The organism is Paractinoplanes toevensis (assembly GCF_018332695.1).
Classification (GTDB): domain Bacteria; phylum Actinomycetota; class Actinomycetes; order Mycobacteriales; family Micromonosporaceae; genus Actinoplanes; species Actinoplanes toevensis.
Map to the genome: position 1 here is coordinate 40,240 of NZ_BOQN01000010.1, position 25,702 is coordinate 65,941.

At 70.5% G+C, this 25,702-nt stretch carries 24 protein-coding genes and 2 tRNA genes; 16 read left to right on the forward strand and 10 right to left on the reverse strand.

All coding sequences use genetic code 11. From position 1 onward, the window contains the following. Window positions 1-15 precede the first annotated feature (15 nt). Window positions 16-450, forward strand: a complete 435-nt coding sequence (locus tag Ato02nite_RS03635) for a hypothetical protein (protein ID WP_213004915.1) — start codon at window positions 16-18, stop codon at window positions 448-450. Between the two features lie 186 nt (window positions 451-636). Then, entirely contained in the window at window positions 637-1,920 is a 1,284-nt protein-coding gene (locus Ato02nite_RS03640) for an Lsr2 family DNA-binding protein (protein ID WP_213004916.1), read from the forward strand. Between the two features lie 46 nt (window positions 1,921-1,966). Here the strand turns inward: Ato02nite_RS03640 and Ato02nite_RS03645 are convergent, their stop codons facing one another. After that, window positions 1,967-2,257 (reverse strand): hypothetical protein, encoded by a 291-nt coding sequence (locus Ato02nite_RS03645; RefSeq protein WP_213004917.1) that lies wholly within the window; start codon window positions 2,255-2,257, stop codon window positions 1,967-1,969. Between the two features lie 187 nt (window positions 2,258-2,444). On the opposite strand from Ato02nite_RS03645, the gene Ato02nite_RS03650 reads away from it, so the two are divergent. From Ato02nite_RS03650 to Ato02nite_RS03670, 5 genes are all read left to right on the forward strand, one after another. Then, window positions 2,445-2,517 (forward strand) — tRNA-Asn (locus tag Ato02nite_RS03650). A 407-nt stretch (window positions 2,518-2,924) separates the two neighbouring features. Next, window positions 2,925-4,187 (forward strand): NAD(P)/FAD-dependent oxidoreductase, encoded by a 1,263-nt coding sequence (locus Ato02nite_RS03655; protein WP_213004918.1) that lies wholly within the window; start codon window positions 2,925-2,927, stop codon window positions 4,185-4,187. A 47-nt stretch (window positions 4,188-4,234) separates the two neighbouring features. Then, window positions 4,235-4,311, forward strand: a tRNA-Ile gene (locus tag Ato02nite_RS03660). A gap of 468 nt (window positions 4,312-4,779) precedes the next feature. Beyond that, window positions 4,780-5,466 (forward strand): hypothetical protein, encoded by a 687-nt coding sequence (locus Ato02nite_RS03665; RefSeq protein WP_213004919.1) that lies wholly within the window; start codon window positions 4,780-4,782, stop codon window positions 5,464-5,466. Window positions 5,467-5,497: 31 nt separating this feature from the next. Then, window positions 5,498-5,698 (forward strand): DUF7489 domain-containing protein, encoded by a 201-nt coding sequence (locus Ato02nite_RS03670; protein ID WP_213004920.1) that lies wholly within the window; start codon window positions 5,498-5,500, stop codon window positions 5,696-5,698. Window positions 5,699-5,810: 112 nt separating this feature from the next. Here Ato02nite_RS03670 and Ato02nite_RS03675 read toward each other — a convergent pair whose 3' ends face one another. Further along, window positions 5,811-7,427 (reverse strand): cellulase family glycosylhydrolase, encoded by a 1,617-nt coding sequence (locus tag Ato02nite_RS03675; RefSeq protein ID WP_213004921.1) that lies wholly within the window; start codon window positions 7,425-7,427, stop codon window positions 5,811-5,813. A gap of 198 nt (window positions 7,428-7,625) precedes the next feature. Here Ato02nite_RS03675 and Ato02nite_RS03680 point away from each other — a divergent pair, with 198 nt between their 5' ends. After that, window positions 7,626-8,102: a VOC family protein gene (locus Ato02nite_RS03680; RefSeq protein ID WP_213004922.1), complete on the forward strand. Its 477-nt coding sequence runs from the start codon at window positions 7,626-7,628 to the stop codon at window positions 8,100-8,102. A gap of 47 nt (window positions 8,103-8,149) precedes the next feature. On the opposite strand, the gene Ato02nite_RS03685 is transcribed toward Ato02nite_RS03680, so the two are convergent. Next, window positions 8,150-9,004 (reverse strand): SGNH/GDSL hydrolase family protein, encoded by an 855-nt coding sequence (locus tag Ato02nite_RS03685; protein WP_213004923.1) that lies wholly within the window; start codon window positions 9,002-9,004, stop codon window positions 8,150-8,152. A 205-nt stretch (window positions 9,005-9,209) separates the two neighbouring features. Further along, window positions 9,210-9,929: a pectate lyase gene (locus Ato02nite_RS03690; RefSeq protein WP_246606027.1), complete on the reverse strand. Its 720-nt coding sequence runs from the start codon at window positions 9,927-9,929 to the stop codon at window positions 9,210-9,212. Window positions 9,930-10,231: 302 nt separating this feature from the next. Here Ato02nite_RS03690 and Ato02nite_RS03695 point away from each other — a divergent pair, with 302 nt between their 5' ends. Continuing rightward, window positions 10,232-11,191 carry an NPCBM/NEW2 domain-containing protein gene (locus Ato02nite_RS03695; RefSeq protein WP_213004925.1) on the forward strand — a complete coding sequence of 320 codons (960 nt, stop codon included), beginning with the start codon at window positions 10,232-10,234 and terminating at the stop codon, window positions 11,189-11,191. A 44-nt stretch (window positions 11,192-11,235) separates the two neighbouring features. Here Ato02nite_RS03695 and Ato02nite_RS03700 read toward each other — a convergent pair whose 3' ends face one another. Then, window positions 11,236-11,652 carry an RpiB/LacA/LacB family sugar-phosphate isomerase gene (locus tag Ato02nite_RS03700; RefSeq protein WP_213004926.1) on the reverse strand — a complete coding sequence of 139 codons (417 nt, stop codon included), beginning with the start codon at window positions 11,650-11,652 and terminating at the stop codon, window positions 11,236-11,238. Between the two features lie 129 nt (window positions 11,653-11,781). Here Ato02nite_RS03700 and Ato02nite_RS03705 point away from each other — a divergent pair, with 129 nt between their 5' ends. The 3 genes from Ato02nite_RS03705 (at window position 11,782) to Ato02nite_RS03715 (ending at window position 14,200) form a co-directional block, all read left to right on the forward strand. Further along, the gene (locus Ato02nite_RS03705) at window positions 11,782-12,462 is read left to right on the forward strand and encodes a class I SAM-dependent methyltransferase (protein ID WP_213004927.1); all 681 of its coding nucleotides are present in this window, start codon (window positions 11,782-11,784) and stop codon (window positions 12,460-12,462) included. Beyond that, window positions 12,422-13,330 (forward strand): RNA polymerase sigma factor, encoded by a 909-nt coding sequence (locus Ato02nite_RS03710; RefSeq protein WP_246606028.1) that lies wholly within the window; start codon window positions 12,422-12,424, stop codon window positions 13,328-13,330. The genes Ato02nite_RS03705 and Ato02nite_RS03710 overlap by 41 nt, the downstream gene beginning before the upstream one ends. Window positions 13,331-13,393: 63 nt before the next feature. Further along, on the forward strand, window positions 13,394-14,200 hold the full coding sequence (locus Ato02nite_RS03715; protein WP_246606029.1) for an alpha/beta fold hydrolase: 807 nt from the start codon (window positions 13,394-13,396) through the stop codon (window positions 14,198-14,200). Here the strand turns inward: Ato02nite_RS03715 and Ato02nite_RS03720 are convergent, their stop codons facing one another. Together Ato02nite_RS03720 and Ato02nite_RS03725 are read right to left on the reverse strand one after the other, a co-directional pair. Beyond that, on the reverse strand, window positions 14,201-16,261 hold the full coding sequence (locus Ato02nite_RS03720; protein WP_213004928.1) for a serine/threonine-protein kinase: 2,061 nt from the start codon (window positions 16,259-16,261) through the stop codon (window positions 14,201-14,203). 29 nt (window positions 16,262-16,290) lie between these two features. Further along, window positions 16,291-16,890, reverse strand: a complete 600-nt coding sequence (locus Ato02nite_RS03725) for a TetR/AcrR family transcriptional regulator (protein ID WP_213004929.1) — start codon at window positions 16,888-16,890, stop codon at window positions 16,291-16,293. Between the two features lie 103 nt (window positions 16,891-16,993). On the opposite strand from Ato02nite_RS03725, the gene Ato02nite_RS03730 reads away from it, so the two are divergent. From Ato02nite_RS03730 to Ato02nite_RS03740, 3 genes are read left to right on the forward strand one after another with little or no spacing between them, the layout of a single operon-like run. Next, window positions 16,994-17,788, forward strand: coding sequence for an SDR family NAD(P)-dependent oxidoreductase (locus tag Ato02nite_RS03730; protein ID WP_213004930.1), 795 nt, complete (start codon window positions 16,994-16,996; stop codon window positions 17,786-17,788). A gap of 1 nt (window position 17,789) precedes the next feature. After that, a complete protein-coding gene (locus tag Ato02nite_RS03735) occupies window positions 17,790-18,917 on the forward strand; it encodes a DUF5938 domain-containing protein (RefSeq protein ID WP_213004931.1) in 1,128 nt (375 codons plus the stop codon). 3 nt (window positions 18,918-18,920) lie between these two features. Beyond that, window positions 18,921-20,423 carry an acyl-CoA synthetase gene (locus Ato02nite_RS03740; RefSeq protein WP_213004932.1) on the forward strand — a complete coding sequence of 501 codons (1,503 nt, stop codon included), beginning with the start codon at window positions 18,921-18,923 and terminating at the stop codon, window positions 20,421-20,423. Here Ato02nite_RS03740 and Ato02nite_RS03745 read toward each other — a convergent pair. The 3 genes from Ato02nite_RS03745 to Ato02nite_RS03755 form a co-directional block, all read right to left on the reverse strand. Continuing rightward, window positions 20,420-20,737, reverse strand: a complete 318-nt coding sequence (locus Ato02nite_RS03745; protein ID WP_213004933.1) for a PepSY domain-containing protein — start codon at window positions 20,735-20,737, stop codon at window positions 20,420-20,422. The two genes, Ato02nite_RS03740 and Ato02nite_RS03745, sit on opposite strands and share 4 nt — an antisense overlap. A gap of 88 nt (window positions 20,738-20,825) precedes the next feature. Beyond that, window positions 20,826-22,136 (reverse strand): sensor histidine kinase, encoded by a 1,311-nt coding sequence (locus Ato02nite_RS03750; RefSeq protein WP_213004934.1) that lies wholly within the window; start codon window positions 22,134-22,136, stop codon window positions 20,826-20,828. Continuing rightward, complete coding sequence (locus Ato02nite_RS03755; protein ID WP_213004935.1) at window positions 22,129-22,794, reverse strand: response regulator transcription factor; 666 nt, start codon at window positions 22,792-22,794, stop codon at window positions 22,129-22,131. Before Ato02nite_RS03755 ends, Ato02nite_RS03750 begins: the two co-directional genes overlap by 8 nt. 164 nt (window positions 22,795-22,958) lie before the next feature. On the opposite strand from Ato02nite_RS03755, the gene Ato02nite_RS03760 reads away from it, so the two are divergent. After that, window positions 22,959-25,682 carry a M14 family zinc carboxypeptidase gene (locus Ato02nite_RS03760; RefSeq protein ID WP_213004936.1) on the forward strand — a complete coding sequence of 908 codons (2,724 nt, stop codon included), beginning with the start codon at window positions 22,959-22,961 and terminating at the stop codon, window positions 25,680-25,682. Window positions 25,683-25,702 lie beyond the last annotated feature (20 nt).

The following is a 25,702-nucleotide window of genomic DNA, read 5'->3' on the forward strand; positions in this document are numbered from 1 at the left end:
GAAGGGACCCGCACGATGAGCACTGACCAGGTGACGCCGGCCATCAATTCCGCCCACTCACCTTCCGCCCACTCACCTTCCGCCCACTCACCAGAAACGGAATGGGTGCCGCCCACCGAGGGATGGGCCTCCGTCCCGGCCACCACCGGCCCGGCGCAATCCAGCGCCGGCCGGTGGACCGGGAAGAAGGTCGCGGCGGCGGTGGCGCTCACCGCCGCGCTCGCCGGGGGTGCCGGCTTCGGCATCGGCATGGCCGTCGACTCCGGCGGCGGCACCACCCAGCAGGGCCAGTTCCCGGGCGGCGGGAACGGCGGGCCGGGCGGCGGCATGGGCGGCGGCGGCTTCGGCAGCCAGCAGGGCGGCACCACCCAGCAACAACAGGGTGGTGCCACCCAGGACGGTTCGGGGACCACCCAGCAGCAGGGCACCGTCAGCGGGACCACCACCTAGTCGATCTCCCGGGTCGGCGGCAGCACCGGAACGCCGCCGCCGACCGGCGAAATCCGTTTTTTGCTGGCTATTCGGGGGAAGCCCCGGTTCACACCGCTCGGCCACCATCGGCGTTCTCGCTGGGGAGAGGGCTGGGTGGTGGAAGTCGGGTTCGCGGTGGTGAGCGTCCGGACCACGGGGCTGTCCGTGGATAGCGATCGGATCATCGAGATCGCGGTCGTTACCACCGACCCCCGCGGGCGACCGGGCAGCGAGTGGACGACCGTGCTCGACCCCGACCTCTCGGCCGACGCACCCCGGTTCCCCGACCTGGCCGGAGAGCTGTCCCGGCTGCTGGCCGGGCGGGTGATCGCCGGGCATCAGGCGGCCATCGGGCAACGGTTCCTGGCCGCGGAATTCCGGCGGGCGCAGGTGGAGATGCCCGCCGTCCCGATCCTCTGCACCTGCGACGCGAGCCGGATCCACCTGCCCGGGCTCGCCCGGCGGCGGCTCCGCGACTGTTACCCGGCGGTCGGAGCCGGGCCGCTGGCCGAAGCGCGCGCCGCCGCCGGCCTGCTGCGCTCCTTCCTGGCCGGGCCGGTCCACCGGCAACTACCGGCGCTCGCCGCGGCGGTCCGCTGGCCGGACATCCCGAGCAGCCGGGTGAAACCGCGGCGCCGGGTGATCGCGACCGAACCCGCCGCTCGTGGGGTGCTGGCGGCGCTGCTCGACGACCTGCCGCTCGGCGACACCCTGTCCAGCGACCTGCCGGTGACCGCGGGCAGCTACCTCGAACTCGTCGCGCAGGTCACCGAGGACGGCGCACTCGGCGAACACACGGTCGAAGGGCTCGCCGAACACGGCCGGGCGGTCGGGCTCAGCCGGGACGACCTCGCGGAACTGCACCGCGGGTTCGTGCCGGCCCTGGCCCGGGCGGCCGTCGTGGCCGGCGCGACGACCGGTCCCGTACAGCAGGCATTGGTTGCCGCGGCCGAGGCGCTCGGCGTTCCGACCGGCGGGGTAAAGGCCATTCTGGCCGAGGCGGGCGGGGACCTCAGCACGACTTTCGGCGGCGGCTTCCGGCCGCTTCCGCACGATTGGGCGTACGGGGAACCGCTGCGCGCCGGGCAAGCCGTGGCGTTCACCGGCGGCGAGCCCTACCGGCGGTCCCGCCTCGAACTGGCCGCCGAACTGGCTGGGCTGCGGGTCGTCAACAGCGTGGCCGCGCGCACCGCGGTGCTGGTCAGCGGGCACTCCCGGCCCCGCTCGACGAAAGGGCTGGCGGCTCAGCGGGCCGGCATCCGGATCGTCACGCCCAAAGTGTTCGAGCAACTGGCCGCCCACGTGCAGCCGGCCGGACCGGCCCGCACGGCGGTGCCGGCGGCGACCGTCCGAGCCTGGGCGAACGCCCACGGGCACATAGTGGGACCACGCGGGCGGCTGCCCCGGCACGTGCACGAGGCATTCCGGGCCGCACACGGGCGGGAATGAGACGACGGCCGCCCCTTGCGGAGCGGCCGTCGGGGGAGCGCTTGTCTCAGAGCGTTCCAGGCGACTTGCTGTTCGAGCCGGCCAGCGAATCGCCGGTGGTCGAGTGAAGCTTCTCGCCGACCTTCTCGCCGAGCTTCGAGGACTGGAGCTTGTCCTTGCCCTCGGTGTAGAGCTTGTTGGCCTGCGCCTGGGCGACACCGGCGGCCTCCTGGACCGACGGACTCTCCCACAGCTTCTTGGCGTTTTCCCGGATCTCCTCGTACTTCTCCCGGCCTGCCCGGCTGCCGAGGACGAAGCCCGCCGCTAGGCCGGTGAGGAACAACATCTTTCCGCGCATGTTGGCGGCTCCTTCCGAACGTGACGCTTGTGCGTCTCTGCAGGGTCCATACCCATCCTGCCCGTTCTGTACTCATGCACCATGGGTTTCACCCAGTCTCGGCGTGCCCGGGTAACCCCTTCGCGCACCGGCCGCCCGGTCATGTACTCTGTTCCCCGGCACCGAGGACACCACCGGTGCTGCACGATCCCCGATAGCTCAATTGGCAGAGCAGCCGGCTGTTAACCGGCAGGTTATAGGTTCGAGTCCTATTCGGGGAGCGAGAAGTCCTGAGTCCCTTCTGCCCGCTGATAGCGCGGGCCGAGGGGACTTCTCGATATCTGCTCCGGGGGCCGAGCCCCCGGACGCCCCGCGATGTTGTGGTCGCGGTGGAAAGTGCCCACCTGCGCTCCGCACTCGTTCACTGCGGCCCGCGATGTTGTGGTCGCGTTGAAAGACCCACTTGCGCTCCGCACTCGTTCACTGCGATTCACTGCGGGCCGCGATGCGGCGGTCGGGTGCGCTTCGCACTGGGCTTGCTTGGTGGTTGCTTGTAGGTGGGGGCGGTCATTTTTGGGATGGGACGGCGTGGTGCGTACGTCATCTTGAGGGTGACCGAATCGCCTGCCTTGCCGGTTCGGCGCCGTTAGTCTGAGGCTTGCCTGTTTCGTCCCCTTGTGAGGTGCCCGTGTCGCAACCCGTGGAGGTGGACGTCGTCATCGTCGGCGGCGGACTCGCCGGCCTCGCCGCCGCCCGGCGGCTCGACCGGGCCGGAGTCGAGTGGCTGCTCGTTGAGGGGTCCGACCGGATCGGCGGGCGCGTCACCACCGACATCGTCGACGGCTGGCATCTCGACCGGGGCTTCCAGGTGCTCAACACCGCCTATCCGCGGATCCCCGCGCTGATCGACATCGATGCGCTGGACCTGCGTTTCTTCACCTCCGGGGTCCTCGTCCGGCGCGGCGCCGACCTGCACCGCCTGGTCAACCCGTTGACCGAGCCGCTGGCCGCGGCCGCCTCCCTCACCTCCGGGGTCGGCACGCTGAGCGACCGGCTGAGGTTCGCGGCCCTCGCCACCCGCTGCGCCACCGCGCCACCGGCGAAACTGCTCGAAGCTCGCGAGACCACCACCCAGGAGATGCTGCGCCGGGCCGGGCTGTCGCACCGGATGATCGAGGAGGTCCTGCGGCCGTTCCTGTCCGGGGTCTTCGCCGACCGGTCGCTGGAGACGTCGAGCCACGTCTTCTCGATGGTGCTGCGATCGTTCACCCGCGGTCGCATCGGCGTCCCCGCGGCCGGCATGGCCGCGTTACCCGCCGCGATCGCCGGCCCGCTCCCCTACCCCCAGCTGCTGATCGGCGCGCGGACCCTGTCACTGGGCCCCGGCATCGTCGTCACCGAAGCCGGCGAGATCCACTGCAAGGCCGTGGTGGTCGCCACCGACCCCGGCACCGCCTCGGAACTCCTGCCCCAGTTGCCCGCGCCGGACATGCACGGCCTCACGACGTTCTACTTCGGCGCCGACCGCGCCCCGCTGGACGAGCCCACCCTGCTCCTGGACGGCGACCGCCGCGAGATCATCGCCAACACGGTGGTGGTGAGCAACGCGGCCCCCGAGTACGCCCCCAGCGGCAAGTCCCTGATCGCCGCGTCGGTGGTCGGCGTGTCGGCACCGTCCGCGGCCTCCGAGACGGTGATACGGGTGGAACTATCCCGGATGTACGGGGTATCGGCCGAGCCCTGGGAACTCCTGGACGTGGTCAGCATCCCCCACGCACTGCCGTCCGCCCGGGGCCCGCAAGCCAACCTGCGCAAGCCGGTATCCCTCGGCGACGGCCTGTTCGTAGCCGGCGACCACCGCGACAGCCCATCGATACAGGGGGCCTTGGCGGGGGGCTGGCGAACCGCGGGGGCGGTGCTGGCTTGGCTGGGGGCGCGGGTACCGGCGTAGATCGGTGGCCTGCGAGATATGTGCCGGGTTAGGATCGCCGCCGGTAAGGGGCGGTAGCTCAGCGGGTTAGAGCAGTCGACTCATAATCGATCGGTCACGGGTTCGAGTCCCGTCCGCCCCACCATATCCTCTCCGGGGGCGACCCCCGGACACCCCACGGTGCGGTGGTTGCGCCGGGCGGGGCGGTCGCGCCTTTCGTCGGCTTGCCCGCTACGGCCGGCTCTCACGCCTTCGGAGATCACGAGCCGACGGTCGCCGATGTGGCGCGCTCGGTGGAGATCAACCGAGGTCGGCCCTTGACGTTCGCGTGGTGGAGATTGGGCGATCAGGGCCTTATCAGCGGCTTCAGGTCCACTTCGATGTCCCGGCCGGCGATAGTAATGACTACTCGTGGTCGGTCACCGGCGGCCGCTAGACAGCTGGCGAGCGTTGACAGCAGCAGTCGCGGGATCGTCCCGCGGAATCGAATGTGCCGTCGTCCTGGCGTGCGACCTCGGAGTGGTTCGGGCGTGGTGCTCCTCCTGAAGTCGTAGCGCGAAGACCCGTCCATCGACGGAGGTGTTGTCGACAGGCGGTCCCTAGCGTCGGTGTCATGACCGAGATGTTCACTCGTGCGGATCGGAAACTCACCGGCACCTGCGCCCTGCTCGCCTGTGCGCTGTCCCTGATCATGATCCCGCTGTACTTCGTCTACGCCGGGCCGCCGCCGGCCGACAACGTTCTCGTCCGGAACCTGATTACGGTCGTGACCTTTGCGGTCTTTCTGGTCTTTGTCAGCGGGGTGCGGCGGATGCTCGGCGCTCGCGCGGGCCTGGCCGGGGACATCGTTGCGGTGGCCGGTGTCGTGTACGCCGCGATGACGCTGGTGGCCGCCTCGCTGGAAGCGGGAGTGGCACTGCAGTACCCGGACGGCTCCCAGGACCCGACCGTCGATGGTCCGCTGGCCAACGGCATGGTGCTGCTGCACGGCCCGATCGCCCGCGTTCTCATCGCCACGTTTCTGGTCGCGTTGGCGGTCGGAGCCGGCCGGACCGGCACGCTGCCGCAGTGGGCTCGCATCGGGTCGGTGTTGTTGGCCGTCGTGAACGTGGGGTTCGTTCCCTCGCTGTTCTACGGGACGGAGCCGGCAAACTTCTACGCCGCAAACGGCTGGGGAAGCACCGCCAGTATCGGCGCGCTGTTCATGCTCTGGACCGGGGCACTCGGGCTCGCGATCCTCCGCACGCGGAGCGCCGCCGACCGGCGTGATCTGCCTACGGCGGCCGCCCGGACCAGCTAGACAAAGGGAATCGCCGAGGAGGGAATCAACCATGACGAAGGAAGCTTGGGACGGCACCGTGACCAAGAAGTCGCGCGGCCTGTTGGACGGCTCGTCCATGTACCGGCGCCTGGAACTCAGGCTCACCGACGGCAGCACCGTCAAGGTCCGGGTCAGCCGGGACCTGTGGGATGCCGTTTCCGAAGGCGACCAGGTGACCAAGGCCGCCGGAGAAGACCCGGTCAAGCAGTAGGACGTCAGCCTCCGGCGAGCTGGGCCTGGCGTTGGTCTTCGGAGATCCCGGCCACCGGGCAGGGACGAACGATGGGCCGGGGTCGCTGAGCGGCCCCGGCCCTCGTCGTGGGTCAGCTGCAGGTGGTGCCGTTCAGTTTGAAGGCCGTGGGGGCGGCCGCGTTGCCGGTGTGGTTGGCCTGATAACCGATGGTGGCCGAGCCTCCCGCCGGGAGGGAGCCGTTGTAGCCGGCGTTGGTCGCGGTCACCGTGCCGCTCGTCGGGGCGTAGGTGGCGCTCCAGCCGGAGGTGATCGTCTGTCCGGTGGCCAGGGTGAAGGCCAGGGTCCAGCCGTTGATGGCGGCGGTGCCCGTGTTGGTGATGGTGATGTTGTTGACCAGGCCGTTGCTCCATGCGCTGATCGCGTTGCTGACGCGGCAGGTGCTGGTGCCGCCGGGGCTGGTCGTCGGGGCCGTGGTGGGAGCGGTCGTCGGCGGCGTGGTGGGGCCGGTCGTCGACGGTGTGGTGGGTGCGGTGGTGGTGGACGTGCCGCCGGCCGCGGTGATGATGGCGCTGATGATGCCCTGCTGGGTCACCGTGTTGGAGCTGCGGTTGAACAGGCCGAAGCCGTGCTGGCCGTTGTAACCGTTGTCCCAGTAGGCGGTGGCCGCGCCGTACTTCTTGGCGGTGGACACCAGGGCCTTCGCGTAGTTCGCCCGGTACGTGTTGTTGGCCGAGTCGTACGTCGTCTTGTCGATCGAGCCGTACTCACCGACGAACACCGGATAGCCGCGCGTGACGAAGGTGTCGTACATCTTCTTCAGCATGGTGTCCATGTAGTCTTCCTGGCCCCAGGTCGACTTCTTGGCCGGGTTGGTCGCGGCCGCTCCCCACTGGGTGATGGTGCCGTCCTCCTGGCCCGCGAAGTCCCACGGGTCGTAGTAGTGGACGGAGATCATGATCCGCTGTTCGCCGCTGGGGATCGTGCTGGACCGGTTCGAGTCGGTGGGCAGCACGAAGCCGTAGTTGCCCGCGGTGTACTCGATGTTGGTGTTCCAGCCCGGGACGAGCAGCCACCGCGAGGCGTTGGTGCCGCCGGTCTTACGGACGGTGTCCACGAAGATCTGGTTGTAGGCGTTGATGTTCGAGTAGCACGCCGAGGTCGGGTTGCCGTACTGGCCGTCGAACTCCTCGTTCATGGACTCGAAGATCAGGTGCTCGTTGTAGCTCTGGAACTTCGTCGCCACCTGCTGCCAGACCTTCTGGTACTTGTCCTTGATCGTCGTCTGGTCGGACGAATCGCAGATCAGCCAGGAGCCGGTGACCGACTTGTAGCCGTCACCGTGCATGTTGATCAGCACGTACAGGCCCTGGCTGTAGGCGTAGTTGACGACTTCGGCGATGCGGCTGAGCCAGGCGGAATTGACCGTGTAGTTCGGGGCGGCCCCGATGTTTCCCAGGTAGGAGACCGGGATGCGGATCGTCCTGAATCCCGACGCCTTCACCCGGTCGATGAGAGCCTGTGTCACGACGGGGTTGCCCCAGGCCGTCTCGCTGGGGATTCCGTTGGCGTTGGCCTCCAGCTGGTTACCCAGATTCCAGCCGGCGCCCATGTCGGCCACCAGCTGAGGAGCGGTCAGCTGGGCGGTGACGTCGGCCGATGCCGGCCTGGTCACGCCGTACACGGCTCCGGCGAAGGCCAGGGCGGCGGCAAAGAACGCGAGCCCGGCCTTCCTTACTTTCGTACTCATGGATCTTCCTCTCGTACGGTTTCGAGCGCTGGAACCGGCGGTGTCTCCGGTCCGCGCCCGGCGAAGGGTCTCGCGAGGGCGCGCCAGCACGGCCATCGAAGCGCTTCGATGGCCGTGCGGTCAAGGGCCGGCGAATCCCCAGATGCGGCCGGGGGTCGCCCGGTGCACGCCACGCGCGATTTCCGGCATGCTGTGGGCATGACCGAGGTGCCGAAGGACCGTTCCGCCCCGCCGGTGATCTCGGTGATGCTCGTCGTTCCGGACGCCGGCGCCGCGACCACCTGGTACAAGGCGGCATTGGGCGCGACCGAGCTGTGGAACCTGGGTGGCGTGGTCGGCCTCGAGATCGCCGGCGCACCCTTCTTCCTTCATGCGGTCAACCCGGACAACCCCGCCGAGACCGAACCCGGCCGGGCCGGCGTCACGAGTGCCCGGGTCGAGATGTTCACCGACGACCCCGACGACATCATCGAGCGCGCCGTCGCCGCCGGTGCCACCGCCGGGCCGGACATCGAGGATCGCCGTGCGCCCTGGGGCACGCACCGTCAAGGCGGCTTCACCGATCCCTTCGGTCACATCTGGTCCGTCGGCGACCGATCGCCCCTGGACCCGGCGCCGAAAGACCGGCGCCCGGCGGTGAAAGACGGGCCCCCGGCGGTGAAGGACCGGCCCTGACGGCGTTCACCCACGGCCGTACGCGTCTCGGCGGTGTCGCCGGTCCGCTACAGCAGTGATCCGGCCAGCGCGATGTTCTGCGTCCTCAGCGCGCCGGTCACCAGCCGCATGATCCGGCGGGCGCCGTACGCCTCGAAGTGGGTGTGGTCGTTGCAGAAGAACTGGCCCACCAGCCCGGCGGTGTAGTCGCCGTTGTTGGGGCAAAGTCCCAGCGAGTTGTAGTAATTGACGCTGAGGGTCCGCAGGTCGATGACGGGGGCACCGGTAGCGGAGCCGGCCGCGAAGGTCTCCGGGTAGAAACCGCGGTTCAGCGTCGCCGTGCTGCCCGAGCAGGCGATGGCCGCGACCGGGGTGACCAGGACCGGGAAGGCTCCCCGGGCCTGTGCGGTCTGCGCCATCATCGTCATCAGCTGCTGGTAGCGCGCGCTGCCGACGTGCCGGGGGCAGGCGGTGTCGCCGTCGTTGATGCCGAACTGGATGAAGAGGTAATCGCCGGCCTTCATGCCGTTGAGCGTCTTCTGCCAGTTGGTCGAAGGGGTCGTCGAGCTGAGGGCGCACTCACCGGCCGAGTTCTTGGTCGACGTCACGCCGCCCTCGTAGAGCCACGTCTGGATGCTGCGACCGGAAACCGCCAGGTTGTTCACCACGATGTTGGTGTGGAACTGGCCGTCGAACTCGGTGGCCCAGCCGACCGGACAGGTGGAGCTGGGGTTGGCCATGGTCGAGTCGCCGGCCATCCAGACGTTGGTCGTCGCCGCGGCGGCGACGGTGGCCGCCTCCGGATCGGCCCGGACGCTGCAGCCGGGTGGGGCGATCATCGCGGCGGAGGCGGCGGCACCCGGCGCCACCAGCGACAGGGGTATCACGAGAGCGGAGAGGAGCAGTAGGCGAACCGTACGCATGGTTCCTCCTGAAGGGGGACGGAGCCCTCAGCGTGACGCCCCGAAAAATCGCCGGGCAAGCGCTTACCTGGCCACTGCGCCGGACGGTAGACGCCGTGCGACGAGCGGTATGGCCGCAGGTGGTGGACATTTTACATTGAAGATCATAAATCAAGAGAAGCACGGCCCCCGGGCGGCGTACGCCTGGGGGCCGTGCGACTACCGGTCAGGAAACGATGCAGTTCTTGCCGTTCGCGCCGGAGCCGGTCTTCACCGGTTCGGCGCCGGTGTTGTTGCCGGTGTACAGCCAGCAGGTCGGGATGCTGCCGATGCTGTTGCCCTTCAACGTCGCGACGTCGCCGTAGTTGGTGTTGACGCCGGCAATCACCTTGCCGCTGGTCGCGGTGACGTTCTGGATGGTCACCTTGCGGGCGGCCTGGGTGGAGCAGTTACCGCAGGAGCGGTACAGCTTGCCGAAGTTGCTGACCTTGAAGTTCTTGATGGTCACCGACCCGCCGGAACCGCGGTTGTCCTGGAACACCTTGTCCGACGCGCTCGCCGCACTGCCGCCGTCGATCACGACGGTCGCGTTGCTGCCGCGGAAGGTCGCGGCGTCCTCGCCGACGTCCTGCCAGACGACGTTGGTGAGGTTGCAACTGCCCGCGCAGTGGACGCCGTCGGCGGCCGGCGCACCCAGGATGACGTTCTTCAGGGTCGCCCCGGCGGCCAGGTCGAACAGCGGGTCCTGACCCTCGGCCTGACCACCGCTGCCGAGGTCGCCGGAGCCGATGTAGCGCTTCCCGCCACCGTCGAACGTGCCGGTCACCTTGATCGACGCGGTGACTTTCACGTCGGTGGCGGCAGATGCCAGACCCACCGTCGCCACGGAGGCGGCGAGGGCGGTGGCCAGAACGGCGGCGCCGATGAGCAAGCGTGGTCTTTTCATTTTCTGGACCTTTCCTCGGGTACCCACCTTCTTTCGGTCAAGGCGGGACGTACGGGAGGAACATATGCCGGTACGGCGGTCCAGAAAGGGGTTGAGCATCGATGAATGTCTTAAGAGAGCTTTAATCGATGCTTTTTTCAAGGCTAGTATTGCTGCAACATGCTATTGACAAGCATAAATGTCTTGTTTATGCAAACGTCTGCAAACTGGGCCACTCGGCTGTGGAGGGGCACCCCGGCCGTCCGATTGCCGCCGTACCTCGGCCCGATGCAGTCCGGCTAGCGGATCGCCACGCTGGGCACATGTCTCCCTCGAACCGCAGCACACGAGCCGCCGGCCTCGTGTTCACCACCTTACTCATCGCCCTGGTCGGCGGGGCGGTCCTGTACTTCGTCTACGCCGGTGACCGCAGCCGGGCGGTCTTCCTGCTCGCCGGGTGCGCGCTGGTCGCGTTCGTCCTGGTGATCGCCGCCGTCCGGATCGCGCTGGGCTACCGGCGCGGCCGCCGCCTCGAACTCGAGCACAACGTCCCGCCGAGCCGGCTGATGCGCGCCATGGAGTTGCGTCAGTGGCTGATCCTGACCCTGGGAGTCGCGTTCTTCGCACTGGCCACCGGGGCGCTGACCGCACTGCGCGTGGTGACCGCCGACGCGGCGACACCGCCGGCCGCGGCGACCACCACGCCCACGCTGGAACCGGTCACGCCGGAACCGACCACACCGGAGCCGACCACCGACGTCTCCCCCAGCGACACGGCCGACCCGACCGACACGGCCGACCCGAGCGACACGGCCCGCCCGAGCGACACGGCCGACCCGACCGATCCCGCGGACATCCCGTTGGACACCCCGGCCACCAAGTACCTCGACACCCAGCCCGCGTTGGACGGTGGATACGACGCCATCGCCGTGACCTTCTCGGCGCACCGCTACCCGCGGGGGATCTCCTTCTACTGCGACACCGACGCCGACAGCCGGCTGCAGTGGAACGTCGCCGGCTACGGCCACTTCACCACGACGGCCGGGATCGACGACGAGACGCAGAACACGTTCGGGGTGGTCGTCGGCATCCTCTTCTACGACCAGGACGGCCACCAGTTGGTGCCCAAGCCGGTCGAGGTGTCGGTGGGCCATCCGAAGGAGGTGTCGCTCAACCTCAAGGGTGCGGTGAGCCTGCGGGCCACCTGCTCCGGACGGATCGCCAAGACCAACAAGGAGCACAACACGCGTACGTCCTTCGGTGACCCGATCCTCACCCAGTGACCGGAGTACGGCCTGATGACCTACCGCCGAGGAGGCGACCGTCCTTACGGTCGTTCGATCGCGGCGATGTTCGCCGCCTCGTCCGGGTCGGGCTCCGCAGTGTCCAGGAAGGCCTGCAGCACCTCGACCGCCACGTCCGGGGCGAGCCGTTTGAGGCTCATCGCCAGCACGTTCGCGTCGTTCCAGAGCCGGGCGCCCTTCGCGATCCACGGGTCCCAGGCGAGGGCCGCCCGGACGCCGGGCACCTTGTTGGCCGCGATCGCCGTGCCGGTGCCGGTCCAGCACATCACCACGCCGTAGTCGGCCCGGCCGTCGACGACCGCCTGCCCGACGAACCGGCCGAGGTCGGGCCAGTTCCCCGCGTCGCCCGGCCGGACGATCTCGTGCCCGGCGGCGGCCAAGGCCTCGACGACCGCCCGGGTCGTCTCGTTCTCGTCGTCGCTGGCGAACGCTATCCGCATGCCGGCAGCCTAATTCCCGGCGCTCGGCCAGATGGCGGCAGCGGCGAACTCATATCCGCGGGGCCGAGCATTGTCACCCATCGATTTATTGATCGGGGGCGGTGGATCTCGATCGATATCATCGGGATCTTGCGGCTGACCGCCCGGGAGGACGACGTGACCGACGCCTGGAGCCGGGCCGCCTTTCTGCGCGAATACGTTCGTGCCCCGTTCTCCGTCGCCGCGGTCACGCCCAGCGGCCGGGCGCTCGCCGGCCTGGTCACCGCGCCGGTGCCGCACCGGGGCGACCCGGTGATCGTCGAGCTCGGGGCCGGCACCGGGGCGTTCACGGCGGCCGTCCAGCGCCGGCTCGCCGGCCGCGGTCACCATCTGGCGATCGAGATCAACGAACGGTTCGCGGGGGTGCTGGCCGCCCGGTTCCCGCAGGTCGACGTCGCGGTGGCGGACGCGTTCCGGCTTCGCGAGGTGCTGGCCGGGCGGGGCCTCGACCGGGCCGACGTGATCGTGAGCGGGCTGCCGTGGGCGGCGTTCACCGCGGCCCGGCAGGACGAGCTGCTGAGTGCGGTGGCCGGCGCGCTCGCCCCGGCGGGTGCCTTCACCGCGTTCGGCTACACGCTCTTCCGCGCGGCGCCGGGCGCCCGGCGGCTGCGGCGGGCGCTCGGCGATCACTTCGAGGAGGTGGTCACCGGGCGCACGGTGTGGGCCAACCTGCCGCCGGCGTTCGTGCATATCTGCCGGCGTCCCCGGGAGCCGTGGCTACCATCGCCGGGTGGAGGATGCCGAGCTGGTGCGGTTGGCGCGGGACGGTGATGCCGGGGCGCTGGGGGTGCTGGTGCGGCGGCACGAGGCCGGCATGCGGGCGGTCGCGCTGAGCCTGCTGGGTTACGGGCCGGACGCCGAGGACGCCGTTCAGGACGCGATGGTCACCGCGATCGGCTCGATCGGGGCGGTCCGGGATCCGGTCGCGGCCGGGGCGTGGTTGCGCTCGGTGGTGCGCAACAACTGCCGCATGCTGCTGCGGGCCCGGCGGCCGCAGCCGGTCGCCGACGCCGAGTGGTTCCTGCCGCCCGCCGGCGGCCCCGAGGAGTTCCTCGAGCGGGCGGCGCTGCGGGACTGGGTGTGGCACGCCATCGGCGCGCTGTCCGAGACCGATCGGCTGGTCACGGTGCTGCGCCACTTCAGCGGGGTCCGATCGTACGAGCAGATCGCGACCGTCTGCGGGGTGCCGGTCGGCACCGTGCGCAGCCGGCTGAGCCACGCCCGCCGCAGCCTGCTGGCATCGCTGCGGAACACCGCCGACCTGGCCCATCCGGACAGCGCCCAGCAGATCGGGGCGCGCGAGCGGGAGGCAGCGGACGCGATGGCGGCGGCGATGCGCGGCGATTTCCGGTACGTCGTCGACGACCTCTGGTGGCCCGACGCCGAGCTGGTCGCGCCGGTGGCCGCGCGCCGGGGCGGGACCGACTTCGCCGTACGGGGAATGGAGTGTGATCTGGAGGCCGGGGTCCGGCAGCGGCTCATCTCGGTGGTGGCCGCCGACGATCTGCTCATCTGGGAGACCGAGTTGCTCAGCCCGTCGTCGGATCCGGAGCACTGCCCGCCCGGCGCCGTCTGGCTGCACGCTCTGTCCGGCGGGCGGGCGCGGACGGTGACCCTCTTCCATCCGGTCGCCGGGTGAGCGAACTTTTCCGCCCCTGAGCGCATCCGGTCCGGTCAGCACTCATCCGGATCGGAGATTTTCTTGAACACCCACGAACTCACGGTGGACGGCGTCCGGCAGGTCTACCACGTCGCCGGCCGGGGACCGCTCTGCGTGGCGCACTCCGGCGGGCCCGGCATCGACTGGGCGTACCTGCGGATGCCTCGGCTCGAGGAGCACTTCACCATGGTCTACCTGGAGCCGGTCGGCACCGGCGGGTCCGGGCGGCTCGACGGGTACGGCCTTACGACGTACGTGCGTTTCCTGGCCGCCGTGGTCGATCAGCTCCAGGCGCCGCGGGTGTATCTGCTGGGCCACTCGCACGGCGGCTTCGTCGTGCAGCGCTATGCCCTCGATCACCCGGACCGGATCGCCGGCCTGATCCTGTACGACACGTCGCCGGTGACCGGCCCGGAGTTCTGGGCGTCGGCGATGGCCGGGGTCGCCGCGTACGCCGCCGTCGCCCCCGAGGTCCCGGCCGCGTTCCAGCGTGCCGTGACCGCGGCCGACGACGAGACGATGACCGCGGCGCTGCGCGAGGCGGTCCCGATCTACTTCGCCGACTTCCCGGGCCGGCGCTCCGAGTTCGCCGCGTTCGTCGCCGGGATCCGCGCGTGGGTGGTTCCGCAGGACGCGGAGCCGTTCGACGTACGCCCCCGGCTGGGCGAGATCGCCGTGCCGGTCGTCGTGATCGCCGGTGTCCACGACTTCATCTGCAGGCCGCGGTGGGCGGCCATGCTGCACGCCGGCATCCCCGGCTCGCGGCTGGTCGAGCTGGCCTCCAGCGGCCACTTCGGCCATCTGGAGCAGCCGGCCGAGTTCGCCCGCGCCGCACTGTCGGTCCGCTGATCAGGGCATGTACATCTCGGCCAGCCGGGTGGCGACGCCCGCGTCGGTGGTGACCGCGGCCAGGCCCTGAGGCTCGGCCTTCAGCCACTTCGCGAACGCGGCCAGCTTGATCGGGCAGATCCCGCCGCTGGTCATCGTGCCGATGCAGTCGCCCTCACTACCGGGGTCGTCCCAGGTGGTGAGGGCCGGCTGTTTCACCACCGGGAGGGTGACCTTCAGGTGGCTCTCGACGATCGTGGTCTCCTGCTCACACCGGGCATCGGTCGGCTCGATCTTCAGCAGCGTGCAGTAGTCCGGGCCGGACAGGTACAGCACCGGCTCGACCACCGCGGCGTGCGCGACCGGGTCGTACGAGTAGAGCTTGACCACCGACGAGACCTCGCCCTTGCCGTTGAGGTCGGCGAACTGCACCGGTTGCGGGCTCACCGTCGGCGACCGGAGTTCGGCGTTCGCGAACGCGGCGCCGGCGTCCCCGCTGTTCTCGTCGTTGAGCGCGCCGAGCTGCACCCGCCCGCCGACCAGCAGCGGGTCGGTGAGCTCCGCGGTCAGCACGGCCGCGCCGTCGACCGACACCTCGGCGGCCTCGTTGATCACGGCGATCGCGACCCGGTGGGTCTGCCCCAGCCGGAACGCCGTCGAGGGGGTCGCCTGCTCGCCGGTGACCTCGCCGTCGTTGTCCATCCCGATCCGCACCTGCTTCGTGCAGAACGAGGCGCGGTAGCCGCTCCGGTCGACGACCCGGAACCAGATCACCGCACACGCGTTCGGGGTGGCCACGGTGACGTCGACCGCGATCCGCTGATCACCGGCGAACGTGTCGGTCGGCCCGGCGCAGGTGTAGACGTTCGACTCATGGGTGGTCGCCAGCAGGCGACCGCCGCCGAAGAGGCACCAACCGGCCGAGTCCTCGGTGGGCCGAGTCTGTTTCCACTGGCCCGGCCGGCTCAGCGGGTCGATCACCGACGCGCCCTGGACCCGCGGCTGGGTCTTGCCGGCCGGCGGCGCCGCGGAGGTTTCCTCGAACGTCGGCTGGGCCCGCGGGCCGGCCAGCAGGCCGCGGCCGGGCTCGGTGGCGAACAGGCCGGCACCGGCCAGCACCACCGCCGCGCCGGCGACGGCCAGGATCCGGGCGGTCCGGCGGCGTCGCGGAACGGCGTCGGTGCGTACCGGATCGGGTCGCAACCGGCCGGTGTGCGCGGCCGCCTCGGCGGCCCGGCGCAGCTCGGGCCGTTCCGCCAGGGCCTGCCGGGAATCGGTGGCCAGCAGCAGGTCGAGCAGCTCGTTCGCGGTCGGCCGGTCCTCCGGCTTCTTGGCCAGGGCCCGGCCGACCAGCTCGCGCAACGGCCCGTCCAGGCCGGTCAGGTTGGGTGGCTGGGTGAGGATCCGGGCCGCGGTCGCGGCGGGCGAGTCGGCCCGGAACGGGGTGCGCCCGGTCGCCGCGTACGCCACCACCACGCCCCAGGCGAACACGTCGGCGGGCGGCCCGGCGTCCTGATCGGACTCGAACCGCTCCGGGGCCATGTAGGAGACCGTGCCCACCATCTGGTCGGTGCGGGTGTGCCGGCTGGTCACCTCCAGCGCCCGGGCGATGCCGAAGTCGATCACCTTGGGAGTGCCGAGCGAGAAGAGCACGTTCTCCGGCTTGAGATCGCGGTGGATCACCCCGGCGCCGTGGATGGCGGCCAGCGCGGTGGCCACGCCGACCGCGACGCTGTGCAGAGTGCCGCCGGAGAGCGGGCCCTGCTCCTTGATCACCTCGCGCAGGCTGGGCCCGTCGACGTACTCGACGACGAGGTAGGGCGTGGCGTGGTCGGGGTCGGCGTCGAGCACCGCGGCGGTGCAGAAGCCGGGCACCTCGCGGGCCCGGTTGACCTCGCTGCGGAACCGGCCGCGAAACTCGGTGTCCCACGCGTACTCCGGGCGGATGACCTTCACCGCGACGAGCCCGCCGCCGGGCGCCCGGCCGAGGTAGACAGCGCCCATGCCGCCCTCGCCGAGCCGGCCGAGCAGCTCGTAGTCGCCGAGCCGCCGCGGATCGGCCGGCCATAGTGGACGCGTCACCCGCAGCACCCTACCGGCTGCGACCGAGGTCAGCGCACCAGCAGCGGCAGGACGGCGCGGACCTCGGTGGCGAGGCCGTCGAGGACCGGTTCGCCGCCCGCGGTGAAGGCCAGCAGTGCCTGCTGGAAAAGACCATCGAGCATGGCGTACGCCGTTGGCGAGGCCACCGAGGGCGGGCGGCCGGTGAGTGCCGCATATCGCTCGACGACCCGCCAGATCATCGCCTCGAGTGCCCCGTCGATCTCGGTGATGGCCTCGCGCAGCGGCGCCTCGAACATGCTCTGCGTGCGAAGGTCATACCAGAGGCGGTGCATCGGCGCCTCCTCGCGGATGGTCTGCGCCAGTTTCGCCGCGAACGCCTCGACCAGCTCCTCCGCCAAGGTCGAGTCGCGCACGACCGCGTCGTAACGGGTCACACAGCGCGCCTTGTAGTAGCGAACGCTGTAGATGACCAGCTCGAGTTTGTCGTCGAAGTAGTAGTGCACAACGCCGTGGCTGAACGGCGAGTTGCCGGCGATCTCCCGCAGGCTCGCCCGGGCATAACCCATCGCACCGAGCGTGGCCAGCGCGGACTCGGCCAGCTCGTCGCGGCGGCGATCGAATTTGTCGATCGGTCGGGTGGAGGGCACGGGCCCATCCTACGAGCTTGACAAGCGTCCAGACATCTCTTGACAAGTGTCAAGAACGGGCATGTGATGTGGGTCTCGTCCTCAGCACTCCCCGGGAGCTTCCATGGCACAGATCGATCTCACCGGCCGCCGCGCCCTCGTCACCGGCGGCGCACAGGGCCTGGGCGAAGGCATGGCCCTCGCACTCGCCGCGGCCGGCGCCTCCGTCGTCATCGCCGACCTGCAGGACGACCTCGGCCCGAAGGTCGCCGAGTCGCTGGGCGCGGGCGGCGGCTTCGTGCACCTCGACGTCACCGACGACGCCGGCTGGGAAGCGGCCGTCGCCCAGGCGGTCGAGATCCTCGGCGGGCTCGACATCGTGGTGAACAACGCCGGCATCGAGATCACCAGCCTGATCGTCGACCTCGACCCGGCCGCGGTCCGCAAGCAGCTCGAGGTCAACCTGCTCGGCACGGCACTGGGCATCAAGCACGCGTTCCGGACCATGCGGCCGGGCGGTGCTGGTGGAAGCGGTGGTGTGGTGATCAACGTGGCCTCGGTCGCCGCGACGATTGCGTTCCCCGGCATCTCGGTCTACTCGGCCACCAAGTCCGGCGTCGACCGGCTCACCCGGGTCGCGGCCATGGAATCCGGCAAGCTCGGCTACGGCGTACGCGTCAATTGCATTTATCCCGGTCTTGTTCCTACCGCGATGGGCGCGGGACTGGCCAACGATGTGGCCCGGCTCGGACTGTTCGGCTCGCCCGAGGAGGCGGTCGGCGCCGTCGTCGAGCTGACACCGTCCGGCCGGCTGGGCGAGGTCGGTGACATGGCCGATGCGGTGGTGTTCCTGGCCTCCGACGCGGCCCGCTTCATCAACGGCGCGGGCCTGCCGGTCGACGGCGGAATGGGGATGTGACATGGCCACCAAGCCCGTCGTCGTCTACGGCGCCTCCGGTTACACCGGCCGGCTGATCTGCGAATACCTGCGCGAGTACAACGTGCCGTTCATCGCGGCCGGGCGCAGTGCCGACAAGCTGGACGCCTCGATGCGGCAGAACGTGGCCGGCATCGAGACCGCCGACTACGAGATCGTCGAGGTCGCGCACGACACCAAGGAACTCACCGAGCTGTTCTCCGGAGCCGCGGTGGTGTGCAACACGGTCGGGCCGTTCAGCGTGTACGGGCCGGAGGTCGCCGAGGCGTGCCTGGCCGCCGGCACGCACTACCTGGACACCACCGGCGAGCAGGACTGGATGATCACCTGCGACGAGAAGTACGGCTCCGACTTCGCCGCGGCCGGCCTGCTGCTCGCGCCCGGCATCGCGCAGATGTACACGACCGGCGAGATCGCCGCCGAGCTGTGCCTGGAGAAGCCCGGACTGGACACCCTTGACATCGCGGTGTTCTGGGGCGGCAGCCCGACCATCGCGTCCACGCTGACGATCCTGGTCAACGCGGCCACCTCGGGCGCCTTCCGGCTGGAGCAGAACCGCTACGAGGAGTGGGACCCGTCCGCCGGCCTCTATCAGCTGGTGCTGCCCGGGCAGCACGAGCTGGCCCTGGCCCTGCCGTGGGGCGGCACGTCGCACCCGGTGTGGTACCGCTCCGACCCGCGGGTCGCCAACGTCAAGGTGCTCGGCGGCGTCTTCAACAACGCCCTGATGAACGGGGTTCCGCAGATCGTCGCGGGCGCGCTGGAAGCGACCAAGGACATGAACCCCGCCGATCGGTACGCGGCCCTGACCGCGACCGCCGCGCAGGTCATGAACCAGATGCCGCCCCGGGAGAACCCGCGCCTGAACAAGTCGGTCGACTCGGTGCACGCCTCCGGGCCGCTCGGCCGGGCGCACTGCGTGATCTACGGCAACTCGAACTACAAGCAGACCGGCCTGATGCAGGCGTACGCCGCCTACCACCTGCTGCAGCGCCCGCCGCGCCGGGTCGGTTTCGCCTCCGGCTGCCAGGCCTTCGGGCACCGCGAACTGCTCGGCGTGCTGACCAGCTTCGGCCTGGTCCGCGAGCCGACGGTCACGGTGGAGCGCTGAGTCATGCGGCTCGTCGACTACCTCGACAAGGGCGCGTCCCTCGACCCGGACGCGCCCTGCCTCACCACGGACGGCACCAGCCGGACGTACGGCCAGGTGCGGGAGCTCAGCTTCCGCATCGCGGCGGCGCTGGCCGCCCGGGGGGTCGTTCCCGGAGATCGGGTGGCGGTCCTCTCCGGGAACGATCCCACCGCCTTCACCTGCGTCTTCGGCATCAGCCGGGCCGGCGCGGTGTGGTGCCCGATCAACCCCAGGAACGAGGCGTACGAGAACCGGGAGTTGCTGACCCTGTTCGGCTGCACCACGCTGATCTACCAGGAAGCGTTCGCGCCCCTGGTCGAGAAGATCAGCGATGGCCTGACCACGCTCGTCTGCCTCGACACGGACTGGGACGAGTTCCTGTCCGCCTCCTCCGCGACCGTTGATCTGCCGGCGGACGATGACCTCGCCATGATCGTCGGCACCGGCGGGACCACCGGGCGGCCCAAGGGCGTCGAGCTGACCGGGGCCAACCTTCTCGTCATGACAGCGATCACGCTGATGAGCTATCCGTGGCCGGCATCGGACCCGCCGGTCTACCTGGCGCTCGCCCCGCTCACCCACGCCGCCGGGGTGCTGTGCTTCCCGGTGCTGGCCCGGGGCGGCGAGATCGTCATCATGCGCAAGCCGGACGTGGCCGAATTCATCACGCTGATCGAGCGGCACCGGGTGACGCACACCTTCCTGCCGCCGACGCTGATCTACATGGTGCTCGCGCACCCCTCGCTGGACGCCGCCGACCTGTCGTCGTTGGCCTGCTTCTGGTACGGCGCGGCGCCGATGTCGGCGGCCCGGCTGGAAGAGGCCCTGGGCCGGATCGGGCCGATGGCGCAACTGTTCGGCCAGACCGAGGCGCCGATGATGATCTCCACGATGGCGCCGGCCGACCACTACCTGCCCGACGGCAGTGTCGCCGTCGCCCGGCTGTCCTCGGCCGGGCGCCCGTCGCCCCTGGTCACGGTGGCCATCATGGGGCCGGACGGCGAGTTGCTCCCGCGCGGCGCGACCGGAGAGATCGTGGCCCGCGGCTCGCTGGTGATGCGTGGCTACCACCGCGACCCGGCGGCGACCGCGGCCGCCTCGGCGCACGGCTGGCACCACACCGGCGACATCGGCTACCTCGACGACGACAACTACCTGTTCATCGTGGACCGGGCCAAGGACATGGTGATCACTGGAGGTTTCAACGTGTACTCGACCGAGGTCGAACAGGTCCTCATGCAGCACCCGGCGGTCCAGGACTGCGCGGTGATCGGCCTGCCCGACGACAAGTGGGGCGAACGGGTGACCGCGATCCTCCAGCTGCGCGACGGCGCGACGGTCGACAAGGCGGAGATCGCCGCCTTCGTGAAGGAGCGGATCGGCAGCGTGAAGTCCCCGAAACAGATCGAGATCTGGGAGGACCTGCCCAGGTCGAAGGTCGGCAAGATCCTCAAGGCCGACCTCCGCACCCGGCTGACTCCCTAGTTGTCGGCGGTCTTGCGCAGCACCTGGAAACCGGCGTCCAGGTCGACGTCCCACTCGGTGTTGTCGGCGGCGCGCACCTCGACCTCGTAGGCCGCGTCGCCGTCGTCGCCCGCCTCCACGTCGATGACGGTTCCGCCGCTGACCGCGCCCAGTGCCGCCTGCTCGGCCGAGGCACGCTCGGCGGCGGGCAGTGCGCGGTCGGCGGTGTCGGCGTCGGCGCTGGCCGTGGTGGCCCAGGCCACGCTGCCGACACCGAGGGCGGCGACGACGGCGACGGTGGGAATGATGACGCGCTTGGTGCGGAGCTTCCTCATCAGGTGATGCCTTCCTCGTACGGAATCGGAATGACCACACCCTGCGCCCGCCCCGCTGAAGCCAGCCTGAATGCTCCTGAAAAAACCTTCAGACCGGCAGGTGTACGGCGAACCGTGCGCCGCCGAGCGACGAGGTGGACACCGTGACCGTGCCCTCGTGCGCGGTGACGATCTGCCGGACGATGGCCAGGCCGAGGCCACTGCCGCCGGCGTCCCGGGCCCGCGCCTCGTCCAGCCGCACGAACCGCTCGAAGACCCGCTCCCGCTGCTCGGCCGGGATGCCGGCGCCGTCGTCCTCGACGACCAGTTCCACGCCGCCGCCGGCCTCGCGCACCGACACGGCCACCCGGCCGGCGGCGTGCCGGGCGGCGTTGTCGACCAGATTGCGCACGACCTGGGCGAGCGTGGTCGGCTCGCCCCGCACCCGCCCGGCACCGACCCCCGACGTGTCGACCTGCAGGCCGGGGCGGGCGGCGCGGCGCGCCTCGGCCAGAGCCAGGTCGTCGAGGTCCACCTCCTGCCGCGCCAGCGCCCCACCGTCGGCCCGGGTGAGCAACAGCAGTTGCTCGACGAGCCGCTGCATGCGCGCGGCCTCCTCCAGCACCGCCTCGGCCAGCTCGCCCTCGGGCAGCGCCCCCGGGTGGTCCCGGGTCACCTCGGCCGCCTGGCGGATGCTGGCCAGCGGCGAGCGCAGTTCGTGCGACGCGTCGGCGACGAACTGTTGCCGGCTCGCGCGGGACTCCTCCAGACGGGCCAGCATCCGGTTCATCGTGCGCGCGAGCCGGTTGATCTCGTCGCGGGACGGCGGCTCGGGAACCCGCCGGTCCAGCCGATCGCCGGTGATCTCCTCGACCTCCCGCCGGATGTGCTCCACCGGCGCCAACGCCCGGCCGGTCACCACCCAGGTCACGCCGCCGACCAGCAGCAGCATCAGCGGCAGGCCGACCAGCAGCGGCGTCACCAGGGCCGCCGCCGAGTCGTCGACCTCCTCGAGAGAGACCGCGACCGCCACGGTGTAGGTCCCGGCCTCCTCGGTCACCACGGCGTACGGATGGCCGGCGCCCGGCAGCCGGACCGTGTCCGCGTCCTCGGTGGGCAGCGGCTCGCTCAGCGGCGTTGAGGAGCGAACGGCCGCGCCGCGCTCGTCCAGGACCTGCCAGACGAGTTCCGGGTCGTCATCGTCGTCCGCCACGCCCGCGGCCGGCAGTCCGGTCGTCTCGATCTGGCCGGCCAGCGCGGCGGCCCGCTGCTCGGCGGTGTTCGCCAGCCCGTCGCGCAACGAGTCGCGCATCAGGGCCACGAGCGTGACCGCCCCGGCGACCAGCGCCAGCGCGACGATCAGCACGGCCGCGGCGGTGGTGCGTGTGCGGACGCTGGTGCGTGTGCGGGCCTCAGCCACCGTGGCCACCCAGCCGGTAGCCGGCGCCCCGCAGCGTCTGGATCGCCTCCCGGCCGATCTTGTTACGGAGGTGCCGGACGTAGACCTCGACGATGTTGGGGTCGCCCTCGAAGTCGGCGTCCCACACCCCGTCGAGGATCTGCCGTTTCGAGACCACCTCGTCGCGGTGCCGGGCCAGGAAGTCGAGCAGCGAGAACTCCCGCGCGGTCAGCTCGATCTCGGTGCCGCCGCGCCAGACCCGCCGGGTCGCCGGATCCACCCGCAGGTCACCCACCTCGAGCTGGGTCGGGCGCTCACGGGCCCCGCGCCGGGCGATCGCGCGCAGGCGGGCGACGAGCACCGGGAACGAGTACGGCTTGGTGAGGTAGTCGTCGGCCCCGGTATCGAGGCCTTCCACCTGGTCCCACTCGCCGTCCTTGGCGGTGAGCATGAGGATCGGCGTCCAGTCCTTCTCCGCGCGCAGCGTCGCGCAGATCCGGTAACCGTTGATGCCCGGGAGCATCAGGTCGAGCACGATCACGTCGTAGGTGTTCTCCCGGGCCAGCCACAGCCCGTCGACCCCGTCGTGGGCCACGTCGACCGCGAAGCCCTCCGCCGTCAGGCCGGCCCGCAACGACCTGGTCAGCCTTTTCTCGTCGTCGACGACGAGAACGCGCATGTGCCTGCCTCCGGATGGTCGGGAAAGTCCATCCTCGCGTACGGCGCCTGAACACACGCTGAAAGCAGGCCCGGGCGGCCCCGTGAAGTGCTTTCCGGTCCGCTCCGCCGACCAAGCCGATAGATTGACCATCGCAGATTTCTCGGGACGGAAACGAGGATGCGATGCGAATTCCGAAACGCCTGGCGGCCGTCATGGCGGTCGCGCTGACGGCCGGCCTCACCCCGCTTCTGGGCGGGACCCCGGCCGACGCCGCGTGCAGCACCGACCCCGCCGCCCACCTGAGCACCGTGCCGAGCCCGGAGACGTTCCTCGGCTTTCCGCTCGGCCTCGGCCAGCAGCGGGTGGTCACCAACGGCGAGATCAGCGACTACCTGAGCGCGGTGGACCGGGCGTCCGACCGGGTCGTCACCGGCACGATGGGGACCAGCGTGCTCGGCCGGCCGCTGCCGTACGCCGTGGTCTCCAACAAGCCGGGCGCCCTGAACGACCTTCGCAGCCTTCGCGACCCCCGCGAGACCAGCGCCGGCCAGGCCCGCCGGATCGCCGCCAAGCGGCCGGCCGTCGTCTGGATCGCCGGCAACGTGCACGGCGGCGAGAAGAGCGGCGCCGACGCCTCGCTCAAGACGCTGTACGAGCTGGCCGCCGGGCTGTCCTGCGCAGTCAAGCAGCGCAACGACAACCTGATCACGGTGATCCTGCCGACCCAGAACCCGGACGGCCGGGACGCGAGCCGGCGGCAGAACGAGTACGGCTTCGACCTGAACCGGGACTGGTTCGCGCGCACCCAGCCGGAGACCGACAGCAAGCTCGAACTGCTCCGGAAGCTTCCGCCGCAGGTCTTCGTCGACGCCCACGAGATGGGCGGGCAGCAGTACTTCTTCCCGCCCAACGCCGACCCGATCCACCACGAGATCGCCGACGAGCCGGTCGACTGGATCAACCGGATCGGCGCGGCCAACAAGGCCGGGTTCGGCTACAACGGCGCCTGCACCGACACCGTGACCACCGAGTGCTACTTCAACTACGACGTCTACGACCTGTTCTACATGGGCTACGGCGACACGGTTCCGGCCACCGGGTTCGGCGCGGCCGGGATGACGTACGAGAAGGGAAGTGCCTCGGCGGTTCAGGATCGGGTCCAGCAGCAGTTCAACACCCAGTGGGCAACCCTGGGCTGGGCCGCCGCCAACAAGCGCGAGGTGCTCACCGGCTACTACAAGATTTGGGCGGACGCGCTCGCCGAGGGCCGGGCCGGCGCGCTCGAACCCAACGAGGTTGTCCAGCCGACCAACGAGGTCCAGTTCCCGGTGCCGGACATCAAGGTCAGGTCGTACTTCCTGCTGCCGGACCGGCAGCTCGCCGACGTCCGGCAGCTGGTCGAGCGGCTGCGCCGGATGGACGTCGAGGTGTACGAGGTCACCAAACCGCTCAAGGTGCGCAACGCCCGGATCTTCGGCGGCCGGACTGCCAGCAACGTCCCCGTGCCGGCCGGCGCGTATTGGATCCCGATGGACCAGCCGCAGAAACACTGGATCCAGGCGACGCTGGGCGAGGACCCGTACGTTCCGTTCCCGTACTTCTACGACGTGTCGTCGTGGAGCAATCCGCTGCTGATGGGCATCGACACCATCTACACCGGTGACGTGGTGCGGCCCCGGGCCGAGCTGGTCCGGCGTCTTTCCGGTGGCCGGACCGGGCCGGCACCGTCGTACACGTACCCCCTGGATTCGGCGGCCGCCGCCCAGCTGACCTTCCGGCTGCTCGGGCTGGGTGTCGCCGCCGTCCGCGACGGCGATCTGGTCCGGGTGCCGGGCGCCGGAGTCACGCCGGCCGTCGACCGGCTCGCCCGGTCACTCGGCGTCACCCTGACCGCCGGCCGCCGTCCCGCCGCCGGGGCCCCGATCGCCCGGCCCGACGTCGGCCTGTTCCGCGGCACCGGCATCTCCACCACCTCCGGCTCGTACGGCGAGGCCCGGTACGTTCTCGGCGAGCGGTGGGGCCTGAACCTGACGCCGGTGACCACGGCCGACATCAACGACAACACGGCCGCGTTCACCGGCCGTACGGTCCTGCTGGTGCCGGACGGCAGCAGCGCGACCGGCGGGCTCACCGCGGCCGGCCAGGCCAACCTGCGGAACTGGATCGCCCAGGGCCACACCTACATCGGACTGCGCAACGAGGGCACCCGGCTGGCCCGGGCGGCCGGCCTGACCTCCACCACCGAGAAACCGAAACCGGACGACTACCTGGTGATCGGCTCGCACCTGCGGGTCGACGTGGACGGCAGCAGCCCGGTCGCGCTGGGCCGCCCGGCCGAGGACTTCCAGTTCAACAACGACGACCCGATCCTCAACCCGACCACCACCGGGGTCAACGTGGTCACCTACCCCGCCGGCGATACGTTCTGGCACAACGGCTACACCGTGCAGGCCGACATCCTGAAGGGAACGTCGGTGGTGGTGGACGAGCCGACCGGCGCCGGGCACGCGGTGCTGTTCGCGTTCAACCCGCTGTTCCGGGCGTACACCGAGAGTGGCCAGCAGCTGGTGGCCAACGCGCTGCTGCACCCGGCCGGCACCGCGGCGTCGCTGCGCGCACCCGGTCCCGCCCCGGCGCGGGCGGCCGCGGCGGCCCAGCCGGTCCCGGCCAACCTGGGCGGCGAGTGGCGACCGGACCGCATCCAGGTGGCCACCGCCGACCTGACCCGCACCCGGAGCCTGGTCAGCCGCTACACGGACACGGCGACGGTCGCGGTGGTGGGCGACTCGGCCTACCTGACCATCCCCAACCCGGACGGTCTGAAGTTCGACGAACACCCGTACCTGCGTGACCTGGTGGCCGACCTCCGGACGGCCGGGATCCCGCTACGCTCCGTCGTGGGTTGAGCGACCGGGGTGCGGGCCGA